The sequence below is a fragment of the Micromonospora lacuserhaii genome, assembly GCF_036902735.1.
Classification (GTDB): Bacteria; Actinomycetota; Actinomycetes; order Mycobacteriales; family Micromonosporaceae; genus Micromonospora.
In genome coordinates, this window is sequence record NZ_JBAKHO010000090.1 from 1 (window position 1) to 11800 (window position 11800).

The following is an 11800-nucleotide window of genomic DNA, read 5'->3' on the forward strand; positions in this document are numbered from 1 at the left end:
ATCGGCCCAGCAGGCGCTGCCCCGGCCGTCGTTGGCCCGGCAGGCGGCGGCCCGGCAGGCGGCGGCCCGGCCGGCGGCGGGCCCGGCGCGGGTGGCTCGGTGACGCCCAGCTCGTGCAGGAAGCGGCTGGGCTGCTCCTCGTGGTCGTCTCCGCCGACGGCCGCCGAGGCGACCGCGGTGACCAGCAGCCGGCGTCGGGCCCGGGTGACCGCGACGTGGAAGAGGCGACGCTCCTCGTCCAGCAGCGCCGAGGTCTGCCCGACCAGGCCGGCCCGGACACCGGCGCCGTCGGCCCGGCCGGCCAGCACGTCGACCAGCCGCTCCGAGCCGAGCAGGCTGCCACGCAGCCGCAGGTCGGGCCAGACGCCCTCCTGAACGCCGGCGACGGCGACCAGATCCCATTCCAGCCCCTTGGCGGCGTGCGCGGTGAGCAGGCGTACCGCCTCGCCCCGATCGGCGCTGGCGGCGAGGGTGTCCGCCGGTAGGTCCTGGCCGAGCACGTGGTCGAGGAAGACCTCGGTCCGGGCGCCGGGCAGCCGGTCGGTGAACCGGGCCGCCGCGTCGAAGAGCACCATCACCGCGTCGAGGTCCCGGTCGGCCGCCTCGGCCCGCCAGCGCTGCGCGGTCTCGTGCTCGCCGGTGGCCGCCCGGCCCCGGTTGATCGCGCCGGCCCAGCGCTCGGCCAGGCCGCTGGCCCGCCACACCGCCCAGAGCACGTCCTCGGCGGTGGCGCCGGGCGTCGCCGCGGCCCCGCGGGCGGTGGCGATCAGCTCGGCGACCGTACGGGCCGGCTCCACCCAGCGCCGGTCGATGCCGGCCAGCTCCGCCGGGTCGCCCAGCGCCTCGACGATCAGCTCGCCGGAGGGACGCCGGTCGCCGCGGGCCAGCGCGAGGGCGCGCAGCCCCTGGCGCAGCCGCCGCTCGGCCAGCGGATCGGCGCCGCCCAGCGGGGAGTGCAGCAGGGCGACGGCGGCCTCCTCGTCCAGCCGGTCCGGCTCCAGCGCGCAGCGCAGCAGGAGCAGCAGCGGCGCCACCGCCGGCTGCAGGTGCAGCGGGAGGTCCTCGCCGTGCACCACGGTCGGCACCCCGGCGGTGTGCAGGGCCCGCCGCAGCGACGGTAGGTGCAGGTGGGTGGAGCGGACCAGCACCGCCATCGCCGACCACGGCACGCCGTCGAGCAGGTGCGCGGACCGCAGCGCGTGGGCCAGTGAGGCGGCCTCGCTGGTGGACGAGCGGAAGGTGCGTACCTCGACCGAGCCCGGGGGCGCGTCGGGCAGCGGGCGGAGCTGCCGGTGCGCCGCCGGGCCGCGCAGCCGCCGGGAGAGCCGGCCGGTCGCGGCCAGCAGCGCCGCACCGGCCCGGTAAGAGGTGGTCAGCACGACCTGGGCGGCGGGCGCGCCGGAGGCCGTCCGGAACCGGTGCGGGAAGGCGCCCACCACGGCCGGATCGGCACCCCGGAAGGCGTACGTGGAGGAATCCGGATCGGCGAAGGCGACCAGTGACGCCCCGCCACCGGCGATCACCGCGAGCAGTTCCTGCTGGGCGGGATCGGTATCGGCCAGCTCGTCGACGTAGACGTGGGCCAGCCGGCGGCGCTCGGCGGCGAGCAGCTCCGGGTCGTCGAGCAGCATCCCGGTGGCGGCCCGGACCAGCTCGGCCGGGTCGTACGCGATGGAGCCCCGGTTGCTCACGTCGCGCAGGGCGAGGACGGCCACGTACTCCCGGAGGAAGCGGGCGGCGGCCGGCCAGTCGGCGCGGCCCAGCTTCTCGCCAAGCCGGGCCAGCTCGACCGGGCCGACGCCGCGTTCGGCGGCGCGCATGAGCAGGTCCCGCAGCTGGGCGGCGAAGGCCCGGGTCCGCAGCGCGGGGCGCAGGTCGTCGGGCCAGCCGACCGGGTCGTCGCCGGGCTCCTCGCCCACCACGTCGAGCAGCTCGCGGATGATCAGATCCTGCTCGGGGCCGGTGAGCAGCCGGGGCGACGGCTCGCCCCGTTCCGCGGCGGCCCGGCGGAGCAGGCCGAAGGCGTACGCCGGGAACGTCCGCACCAGCGGCTCGCGGAGCACCCGGTGGCCGTCGGCGGCCACCCGCGCCTCAATGCGGTGGCGCAGCTCGGTGGCCTGCCGGCGGCCGAAGGTGAGCACCAGGACGCGTTCCGGGTCGACCCCCTCGGCCACCCGGGCGGCGACCGCCTCGATCAGGGTGTGCGTCTTGCCGGTGCCCGGACCCCCGACGACCAGCATCGGCCCGTCGGTGTGCGCGACGATCTCGGCCTGGCGCGGGTCGACCACCGGGTACGCGTCATCGCCCGCCGACCCCCCGGACCGCGGCTCCCCCAGGTCGCCCGGGCCTGGCCGGCCGTTGCCCTGGATGGACCCGCCGGCATCGCGGTCCCCCCGGACCGCAGCGGCGGACCGCCCCCCACCCGGGCCCGGTCCGGCAGGCCGGCGCACCAACCGGTACCCCTGCACCCGGACATCCCACCACGCCGGTACGACACCACCACCCACCGCGGGTCAGGTGAGGTGGGATTCAAGGGTGTCGAGGGCGGCGGGGACCGAGTCCACCACCGTGAGCAGGTCCAGGCCGGCGGGTTTGAGGAAGGCCTGGTCACCCAGGGCGGCCAGCCAGTCGAGCAGCGGGCGGTAGAAGCCGTCCGTGTCGACCAGCACCATCGGCTTGGCGTGCAGGGCCAGGGTGGCGGTGGTCCAGACCTCGAAGAGCTCGTCCAGGGTGCCCAGGCCACCGGGCAGGGTGAGGAACGCGTCCGACTTGTCGATCATCAGGGTCTTGCGGGCGGCCATGCTCTCGGTGACCAGCAGCTCGTCCGAGGCGAGGTCGGCGACCTCCAGGTCAACCAGCGCCTGCGGGATCACTCCCACGGTGCGCCCGCCAGCGGCCCGCGCGCCGTCGGCCAGGGCGCCCATCATGCCGACGCAGCCGCCACCGCTGACCAGGGTGTGCCCGCGCCGGGCCAGCTCCGCGCCGGTCTCGGCGGCCAGCTCCAGCCAGCGCTGGTCGAGGGTGCGGGAGGAGGCGCAGAAGACGCAGATCGCCGCCACCGGTTCAGCCCTCCCGGCCGTCGTCACCACCGGCCCGCCGCACCGCCCCGCCGCCGGACTGCCGGGCCGCCTCCTGCCGGTCGGCGGCGCCCCGCGCGACCGCCTCCTCGCGGACCGCCTCCTGCTCGGCCGAGAGCGCCGCCTCGGACTCGACGATGTGCCGGACAGCGGCGTCCACGTCGTCGGTGAGGCAGATCAGCTCCAGGTCGACCGGCCCGATCTTGCCTTCGGCAGCCATGGTGTCGCGCAGCCAGTCGAGCAGCCCGCGCCAGTAGTCGGTGCCCATCAGCACCACCGGGAACCGGGTGACCTTGCCGGTCTGCACCAGGGTGAGCGCCTCGAAGAGCTCGTCCATGGTGCCGAAGCCGCCGGGCAGCACCACGAACGCCTGGGCGTACTTGACGAACATGGTCTTGCGGGCGAAGAAGTAGCGGAAGTCGATGGCCAGGTCGACCCAGTCGTTGAGGCCCTGCTCGAAGGGGAGCTCGATGCCGAGCCCGACGGAGAGCCCGCCGGCCTCGCTGGCACCCCGGTTGGCCGCCTCCATCACGCCGGGGCCGCCGCCGGTGATGACGGCGTAGCCGGCACGGGCCAGGGCGGCGCCCAGCTCCTCGGCCAGTCGGCACTCCGCGCTGTCCGGGGTGCTGCGGGCGGAGCCGAACACGCTGACCGCGGGTGGCAGGTCGGCGAGGGTGTCGAAGCCCTCGACGAACTCGGAGAGGATCCGCAGCGCCCGCCAGGCGTCCTTGGTCTTCCAGTCGCCGCGCCCCCGCGAGTCCAGGAGCCGCTGGTCGGCGGTGCTGGTCGGGATCGCGCCCCGGCGCAGCGTGACGGCGCCCCGGTGCCGCTCGGGATCGCGGCCCCGCTGCCGCCCGTTGCTCTGGCTCATGGGAGCAACCGTAGTGGAGCCGCACTCTCGAGGTGCGCGGGGCGACGAGCCGGCAAGAAAGTTCGAGATCTTGGGCAACTAATTCGGTCGCCCGTACGTCTTACTATTCACATACCGGGTATGCCCGGCGCGCGCCTTCGGGGGAGGAGCAAGCGTGATCAACAACAACAACGAGCGGATGCGGATCCGCCGGCAGATGCAGCGACGGATCCGGGACGTGGTGGCCGAACGCCGCCGCGCCCGTCAACTGGAGCCCCCGCCACCGTCCGCCCCCGAACCGCCGGACCCCACCGAAACCCCCCAACTCACCACCGTCTAACCCCCACCCCACCCCGCACCCCCGCACCCCAGTCCTGGTTGATCAAGAAGTTTCGGTCTCAGGAAAGCGCTTTCGAGGACCCAAACTCCTTGATCAACGCGGAAGGAAGCGCGGAAGCGCGGGGGGAAGCGCGGAAGCGCGGGGGGAAGCGCGGAAGCGCGGGGGGAGGGAGGGGCGGCGGGGTCAGGGGGTGGAGAGCCAGCGGTGGAGGGTGGCGGCGCCGTCGCGGATCTTGGTGAGCTCGACGTGCTCGTCCTTGTGGTGGGCCAGGTTCGGGTCACCGGGGCCGAAGTTCAGCGCCGGGATGCCCATCGCCGCGAACCGGGCGACATCCGTCCAGCCCAGCTTGCCGATCGGGGCCGCACCCACCGCGGCCAGGAACTCCTGCGCCGCGGGCGAGCCCAGACCGGGCGCCGCGCCCGCCGCCGCGTCGGTCACCCGCAGGTCGAAGCCGTCGAAGACCTCGCGCAGGTGCGCCTCCGCCGCCGCCGGGTCGCGGTCCGGGGCGTACCGGTAGTTGATTTCGATCTCGCAGTGGTCGGGGATCACGTTCCCGGCCACGCCGCCGTTGATCCGGACCGCGTTGAGCCCCTCGCGGTAGTCGCAGCCGTCGATGGTGACCCGGCGCGCCTCGTACCCGCCGAGCCGGCGCAGCACCTCACCGGCGCCGTGGATGGCGTTCACCCCGTGCCAGGACCGGGCCGCGTGGGCCCGCTCGCCGTGGGTGGTGACGATCGCCCGCATGGTGCCCTGGCAACCCGCCTCGACGATCCCGTACGTCGGTTCCAGCAGCACCGCGAAGTCCGCCTCCAGCCACTCCGGGTGCTCCTGGGCGACCAGGGTCAGGCCGTTGTACTTCGACTCGATCTCCTCGGCCTCGTAGAAGAAGTACGTCACGTCGTAGCGCGGGTCGGGCAGGGTGACCGCCAGGTGCAGCGCGAACGCCACCCCCGACTTCATGTCGGACGTGCCGCAGCCGTACATCAGGTCGCCGCGCATCGTCGACGGGAAGTTGTTGTTCAGCGGCACCGTGTCGAGGTGGCCGGCGAGCACCACCCGCTGGGCCCGCCCCAGGTCGGTACGGGCCATCACGGTGTTGGAGTGCCGGAACGTGGTCAGGTGCGGGACGCCCCGCAACACCTCTTCGACGTGGTCGGCGATCGCCTTCTCGTCCAGGGAGACGGACTCTATGTCGACCAGGGCGCGGGTGAGCGCCACCGGATCGGCCAGGACCTCGGGGGTCAGCGGGTTCTCCATGGCTCGCACGGTACCTTCAAAATCGTGACGAACGCACAGTCTGCCTGGGGCATCGGCCTGGCCACCATCACCGCTGACGAGCAGGTGCTCGACACCTGGTACCCGACCGGAAAGCTGGGGCTCGGCGAGCTGCCGCTGGTCCCCGGGGAGGACCAGGCCGACGTGCTGGACCTGCCGCCGGGCGCGATCGGCGAGCGGACACTGCCGGGTCTGCGTACCGTCGAGGTGGTGACCGTGATCGGGTCGCTGGACGACCCGATCAAGGACGCCTCCGACGCGTACCTCCGGTTGCACCTGCTCTCCCACCGCCTGGTGCGGCCCAACGAGCTCAACCTGGACGGCATCTTCGGCAAGCTGGCCAACGTGGCCTGGACCTCGGCCGGCCCGTGCCCGCCGGAGCGGGTGGACGAGCTGCGGGTGATCGAACGGGCCGCCGGCCGCCACCTGGCCGTCTACGGGGTGGACAAGTTCCCCCGGATGACCGACTACGTGGTCCCCGCCGGCGTGCGGATCGCCGACGCGGATCGGGTCCGGCTCGGCGCCCACCTGGCCGCCGGCACCACCGTGATGCACGAGGGCTTCTGCAACTTCAACGCCGGCACGCTGGGCACCTCGATGGTGGAGGGGCGGATCGTGCAGGGCGTGGTGGTCGGGGACGGCTCCGACGTCGGCGCCGGCGCCTCGATCATGGGCACCCTCTCCGGCGGCGGCACCGACAAGGTGCGCATCGGCGAGCGGAGCCTGGTCGGCGCGAACGCCGGCATCGGCATCTCGCTCGGCGACGACTGCGTGGTCGAGGCGGGCTGCTACGTGACCGCCGGCTCCAAGATCACCCTGCCGGACGGCCGGGTGGTGAAGGCCCGCGAGCTGTCCGGGGTGGACGGGCTGCTCTTCTGGCGCAACTCGGTCACCGGGGCGCTGGAGGCGAAGCCGCGCACCGGCAAGGGCATCGAGCTGAACGCCGCCCTGCACGCCAACGACTGACGGCCCCGCCGGGTCCGCAGCACGCCGCCGCGGACCCGGGGGTACGCCTCACCGCTGTCGGTACGCCCGGATGCTCGCGGCCACCCGAAGGTCGGGAGGATGGCGCGTCCCGGCCCGGCCCGCGGCGGAGATCCGGGATGATCGACCGGGTGACGTCCATGAGGGAACGGATGCTGGCCGGGGAGCCCTACCTCGCCAACGAACCCGAGATCATCGCCGACCTGGACCGGGCCGCCGGGTTGCTGGAGCGCTTCAACACCAGCTCCGCCGCCGACCCCGAGGGTCGACTGGCCGCGCTGCGCGACCTGCTCGGCTCGCTCGGCGAGGACACCTGGATCCGGCCGCCCTTCTACTGCGACTACGGCTGGCAGATCCACATCGGCCCGCGCAGCTTCGTCAACTTCCACGCCGTCCTCCTCGACGTCGCCCGGATCACCATCGGCGCCGACGTCCAGATCGGACCGAACGTCCAACTGCTCACCCCCACCCACCCGGTGGAACCCGGCCCCCGCCGGGACAAGTGGGAGGCCGCGAAGCCGATCACCATCGGCGACAACGTCTGGCTCGGCGGCGGGACGATCGTCCTCGCCGGGGTGACCGTCGGGGAGAACACCGTGGTCGGCGCGGGGGCCGTGGTGACGAGGGACCTGCCACCCAACGTGGTCGCCGTGGGGAACCCCGCTCGCCCGGTCCGCACCCTCGAATAACCGCTTGACCTGGCCCGGCTGCTGCGCCGGGCGGCGCCCTCACCCCGGCAGCGGGTCGGTTGGCCGTACCACCAGGTCGGCGCGGTGCGCGGTGCCGGTCACCCGGGCGGCGTTCGCCTCGTCGCTGCCGTGCGCCCAAGCCGCCGCCTCCGCCGGCGACCGCCCGTACGCCCGGTGCCGGTCGACCAGCCGGCGCAGGCGCAGCTCGACGTCCAGGTCGAGGAACCAGGCCTCGTGCAGCAGCGGCCGCACATCGTCCCAGGGCGGCTCGTCGAGGAGCAGGTAGTTGCCCTCGGTCACCACCAGCCGGACCGAGGGCGGCACCTCGATCGCCCCGGCCACCGGTTCCTCCAGGTCCCGGCGGAACAGCGGCGCGTACACGGCGGTCGGTTCGAGGCGGTGGAGCCGGCGCAGCAGCGAGACGTAGCCGTTGGCGTCGAAGGTGTCCGCCGCGCCCTTGCGGTCGGCGCGGCCCAACCGGACCAGCTCCGCCTGGGCCAGGTGGAAGCCGTCCATCGGCACCAGCCGGGCGGCCTGGCCGACCTCGGCGACGATCCGCTCGGCCAGGGTGGACTTGCCCGCCCCCGGCGCGCCGGCGATGCCGAGCAGCTGCCGCGGACCGGCGTCGGCCAGCGCCCGGGCCCGGGCGACCAGCTCGTCGAGGGGCAACTGCCGTGCCTCGGGCATCAGTCGAGCACCGGCTCGCTGATGGTGAACCGGGCCCGCACCACGGCGTGCACGGTCTGCGGACGCGGGTCCAGCTCCAGTTCGGGCGGCCCCCCGGCGCCGCGGGCGAACGCCGCCTTGCCGGCCGGCATGTCGTACCCGTCGCTGGGGTCGGCCAGCTCCACCAGGGCGGTGACCCGGGCGCCGAGCGCCTCGGCGTACTCCCGGGCGCGCAGCAGCGCGTCGGCGATGGCGGCATGCCGGACCTCCCGGTGGGCCGGACTGTCCGGGCGCAGGGACCACCACGGGCCGGCGATCTCGACCTGCTCCTGGTCGGCCAGGCGCAGCATCAGCTCGGCGAGGGTGGCGAAGTCGGTGACCGTCACGGTGGTGCTGACGCTGCCCCGGTAGCCGACCACCCGCTCGCCGGAGCGGTTGGTCTCGGGGCGCACCCACAGGTCGCCGGTCTCCCGACGGTCCGCCGGCGGCTGGTGCTCGTCGAGCAGCACCCGGACGGCGGCGGCCCGCTCGGCGAGCCGGGTCAGGGTGGCCTCCCGGTCCCGCTCGCGGGCGGTCACCGTGACCTGGAACCGGGCCAGCTCGGGTGGCACCTCGCGGTACGCCTCACCGCGCACCGCCACCACCGGTCCGTCCGCCACGACCTCACCCTAACGGTGGGGTGGGCGGGCCGCCCCGTTCCACGGTCAACCGACGGGCCGAGTACTCCACCTCGTCACCGTCGGTCCGGCACCCGTCCAGGTGCCCGCCGGCCGCGCCGAGCGCGTGCAGGAACGCCAGCTCCGCAGCGTCGGGAACGAGCGGGAAACGGGGGCGCAGCCGTACCGTCGGACGGCCGGCCAGCGCGACCCGGGCATCCCGGCCCTCGCCGTGCCGGGCGGTCAACGCCGCCCGGTCGCCGGCCCGCAGCGCGCCGGCCAGCTCGTCCAGGAAGGCGGTGACCGACCCGAGCGCGTCGAGGATCTCCGCGCGGTTGCCGAGCAGCATGTTCGCCGTCCGCTCCGGCGGCGTGCCGGCGACCCGGGTGCCGTCGCGGAAGCTGCCGGCCGCGAGGGCTAGCACCGCGTCGCGCAGCGGCGACCGGTCGGTGGCGCCGGCCAGCGCGCCGGCCAGCAGGTGCGGCACGTGCGAGGCGAGCGCGACGACCGCGTCGTGCCGGTCGGCTGCCATCGGCACCACCCGGGCGGCGAACACGTCGACGACCAGCGCGGTCAGCCACCGGAACGCGGCCAGCCCCGGCCCGGGCGCCGGGCAGAGCACCCAGGCGGCGCCGTCGAAGAGGTCCGGCACGGCGGCGGCCAGGCCGGCCCGGTCGGTGCCGGCCATCGGGTGGCCGGGGACGAACCGGTGGGCCAGCCCACGCGCAGTGGCGAACGCGGCCAGCTCGGCCTTGGTGCTGCCCACGTCGGTCAGCACGCAGCCGTCGGCGGTCGCCGCCGCCACCTCGACCAGGGTGTCCGGGAGGGTGGGCAGCGGGCCGCAGAGGAAGACCACGTCCCGATCGGCCACCGCGTCGACCAGGCGGTCCGGCGCGGGTACGCCGATCCGCCGCGCCTGGTGCCGGGTGACCTCGTCCGGGTCCCAGCCGATCACGTCGAGGCCGGCGGCGTGCAGCCGGAGCAGCACCGACCCGCCGATCAGGCCGGTGCCGACCACCGCCGCCCGCACCGGGGCGCCGAGCCTGTCCACCATCGGCGCACCTCGACGTTCCTCCGCGCGGGCGGGGCCGGTGGGCCCCGACTCGGTCCGGGGAGAGGATATCGCCCGACGGCCGGCCCGGGCGGGGGCCGGCCGGTGGGCGGACGGCTGGGTCAGGCCAGCGCGAGCCGGGCCGCGACGGCGTCGACGTGCGCGTCGGACTCGGTGAGCGCCGCGCGGACGTGCCGCGACCCGCCGGGGCCGTAGAAGACGCCGGCGGCGACCAGGATGCCCCGCCGGGCCAGCCAGTCGACGGTGTCCCAGCAGTCCTCGTCGCGGGTCATCCACAGGTAGAGGCCGGCCTCCGAGTGCTCGACCGTGAAGCCCGCCCCGGTGAACGCGGCGAGCAGCGTCTCCCGCCGGGCCCGGTAGCGCTCCCGCTGCTCGTCGGCGTGGGCCTGGTCGCCCAGGGCGGCCACCATCGCCGCCTGCACGGGCGCGGGCACGATCATGCCGGCGTGCTTGCGGACCTTGAGCAGCTCGGCCACCAGGGTCGGGTCGCCGGCCACGAAGCCCGCCCGGTAGCCGGCCAGGTTGGAGCGCTTGGAGAGCGAGTGCACCGCCAGCACCGAGTCGTACGACCCGCCGCAGACCTCGGGCGAGAGCACCGACACCGGCGTGGCGTCGGCGGACCAGCCCAGCGGCAGGTAGCACTCGTCGCTGGCCACCACGGCCCCGCGCTCCCGCGCCCAGTCGACCACCTTGCGCAGGTGGGCGGTGGGCAGCACCCGACCGGTCGGGTTGCCGGGCGAGTTCACCCAGACCAGGCGTACCCGGGGGTTCGGACCGACGGCGGTCAGCGAGTCGGCGCGGACGGTGGTGGCACCGGCGAGCCGGGCCCCGTCCTCGTACGTGGGGTAGGCGATCGACGGCACCACGACCACGTCACCGGGGCCGATCCCGAGCAGGGTGGGCAGCCAAGCGACCAGTTCCTTGGAGCCGATCGTCGGCAGCACGCCGAGCCCGTCGACGCCGGCCCCGCAGGCGCGGGCCACCCAACCGGCGATGGCGTTCCGCAGCGCCGGGGTGCCGGCGGTAAGCGGGTAGCCCGGCGCGTCGGACGCGTCCGCCAGCGCCTGCCGGATCACCGGTGGCACCGGGTCGACCGGCGTGCCCATCGAGAGGTTGATCAGACCGTCCGGGTGCGCCGCGGCCAGGGTGGCCGCGGCGTCCAGCGTGTCCCAGGTGAACTCGGGCAGCCGTGCCGAGACCGGCGCGGGCCGGTTCAGTGGCCCTCGCCGCGCGGCGGCTGGGCGGCGACGAACGTCGCGTCCTTCTCCACCTTGCCGATCTTCGACGCGCCGCCGGGCGAGCCCAGGTCCTCGAAGAACTCGTAGTTGGCCCCGGTGTAGTCCTTCCACTGCTCGGGGACGTCGTCCTCGTAGAAGATGGCCTCCACCGGGCAGACCGGCTCACAGGCACCACAGTCGACGCACTCGTCGGGGTGGATGTAGAGCATCCGGTTGCCCTCGTAAATGCAGTCGACCGGGCACTCCTCGATGCATGCCTTGTCGAGCACATCTACGCACGGCTCGGCGATGATGTAGGTCACCGGTCTTCTCCTCCGCAAGACTCGTCGCGATCACCCGCGACGGTAAGAGCCTAGTATCTCGCCGGGGAGGGGGTCGATCGTGCTCCGACAGCAGGATGTGGGACACCGGATCGTGGTCCGCCGGATTGTGGGGATTCGCGAGGGCCGGCCGCTCTTCTCGGACGCTCTGGGCGAGCTGGTGGAGCTGACCGAGACCCATCTCACTCTCGCCACCGCCCAGGGGCGGCTGCGGGTCCCGGTGGCTGACGTGCACCGGGCGAAGCGGGTGCCGCCGACCCGGCGGCCGACCGCCGCCGCGGTGGTCGCCCTGGAGCTGGCCTCCGACGAGGCGTGGCCGGCCCCGGTCCGGGGGCGGCTGGGCGACTGGCTGCTGCGGTCGGCGGCGGGCTGGAGCGGGCGGGCCAACTCGGCGCTGCCGGTGGGCGACCCGGACCGGCCGCTGCCGGAGGCGGTGGACGCGATCGAACGCTGGTACGCCGAGCGGGGCCAGCCGGCGATGGTCAACACGCCGCTGCCGCTCGCCGCGCCGGTCGGCGCCGAGCTGGACGGGCGCGGCTGGGGCGCCCGCCCGCCCGTGCTGGTGCAGACCGTCGCGCCCGCCGCGCTGCCGCCGGCGCCACCGACGCCCGCCGGCGCGCCGCCGGTCGGGCT

The 11800-nt window shown here is 74.9% G+C and carries 13 protein-coding genes; 4 read left to right on the forward strand and 9 right to left on the reverse strand.

The features are described from left to right. The 3 genes from V6U81_RS28140 to V6U81_RS28150 all read right to left on the reverse strand — a co-directional run. On the reverse strand, positions 1-2468 hold a 2468-nt coding region (locus V6U81_RS28140; RefSeq protein ID WP_420884106.1), incomplete at its 3' end, for an ATP-dependent helicase. A gap of 45 nt (positions 2469-2513) precedes the next feature. Then, the gene (locus tag V6U81_RS28145; protein WP_334493977.1) at positions 2514-3059 is read right to left on the reverse strand and encodes an LOG family protein; all 546 of its coding nucleotides are present in this window, start codon (positions 3057-3059) and stop codon (positions 2514-2516) included. A 4-nt stretch (positions 3060-3063) separates the two neighbouring features. Further along, entirely contained in the window at positions 3064-3948 is an 885-nt protein-coding gene (locus V6U81_RS28150; protein ID WP_334493979.1) for an LOG family protein, read from the reverse strand. 154 nt (positions 3949-4102) lie between these two features. Between V6U81_RS28150 and V6U81_RS28155 the strand changes: the two genes are divergently transcribed. Continuing rightward, entirely contained in the window at positions 4103-4267 is a 165-nt protein-coding gene (locus V6U81_RS28155; protein WP_334493981.1) for a hypothetical protein, read from the forward strand. Between the two features lie 183 nt (positions 4268-4450). Here V6U81_RS28155 and dapE read toward each other — a convergent pair whose 3' ends face one another. Beyond that, positions 4451-5524 (reverse strand): succinyl-diaminopimelate desuccinylase, encoded by a 1074-nt coding sequence (dapE, locus tag V6U81_RS28160; protein WP_334493982.1) that lies wholly within the window; start codon positions 5522-5524, stop codon positions 4451-4453. Between the two features lie 24 nt (positions 5525-5548). Between dapE and dapD the strand changes: the two genes are divergently transcribed. Both dapD and V6U81_RS28170 read left to right on the forward strand, forming a co-directional pair. After that, the gene (gene dapD, locus V6U81_RS28165) at positions 5549-6508 is read left to right on the forward strand and encodes a 2,3,4,5-tetrahydropyridine-2,6-dicarboxylate N-succinyltransferase (protein WP_334493983.1); all 960 of its coding nucleotides are present in this window, start codon (positions 5549-5551) and stop codon (positions 6506-6508) included. A 149-nt stretch (positions 6509-6657) separates the two neighbouring features. After that, positions 6658-7215 (forward strand): sugar O-acetyltransferase, encoded by a 558-nt coding sequence (locus V6U81_RS28170; RefSeq protein ID WP_334493984.1) that lies wholly within the window; start codon positions 6658-6660, stop codon positions 7213-7215. 39 nt (positions 7216-7254) lie between these two features. On the opposite strand, the gene V6U81_RS28175 is transcribed toward V6U81_RS28170, so the two are convergent. From V6U81_RS28175 to fdxA, 5 genes are all read right to left on the reverse strand, one after another. Then, complete coding sequence (locus V6U81_RS28175) at positions 7255-7902, reverse strand: nucleoside/nucleotide kinase family protein (RefSeq protein ID WP_334493985.1); 648 nt, start codon at positions 7900-7902, stop codon at positions 7255-7257. Continuing rightward, positions 7902-8540: an SIMPL domain-containing protein gene (locus V6U81_RS28180; RefSeq protein ID WP_334493987.1), complete on the reverse strand. Its 639-nt coding sequence runs from the start codon at positions 8538-8540 to the stop codon at positions 7902-7904. Before V6U81_RS28180 ends, V6U81_RS28175 begins: the two co-directional genes overlap by 1 nt. Positions 8541-8544: 4 nt before the next feature. Then, positions 8545-9591 carry a prephenate dehydrogenase gene (locus V6U81_RS28185; RefSeq protein WP_334493989.1) on the reverse strand — a complete coding sequence of 349 codons (1047 nt, stop codon included), beginning with the start codon at positions 9589-9591 and terminating at the stop codon, positions 8545-8547. 119 nt (positions 9592-9710) lie between these two features. Next, positions 9711-10826, reverse strand: coding sequence for a succinyldiaminopimelate transaminase (dapC, locus tag V6U81_RS28190; protein ID WP_334493993.1), 1116 nt, complete (start codon positions 10824-10826; stop codon positions 9711-9713). After that, complete coding sequence (fdxA, locus tag V6U81_RS28195) at positions 10823-11149, reverse strand: ferredoxin (protein WP_007464872.1); 327 nt, start codon at positions 11147-11149, stop codon at positions 10823-10825. The genes dapC and fdxA overlap by 4 nt, the downstream gene beginning before the upstream one ends. A gap of 79 nt (positions 11150-11228) precedes the next feature. Here fdxA and V6U81_RS28200 point away from each other — a divergent pair. Then, a partial coding sequence (locus tag V6U81_RS28200; protein WP_420884105.1) for a GNAT family N-acetyltransferase, cg3035/Rv0428c family occupies positions 11229-11800 on the forward strand: 572 nt, incomplete at its 3' end.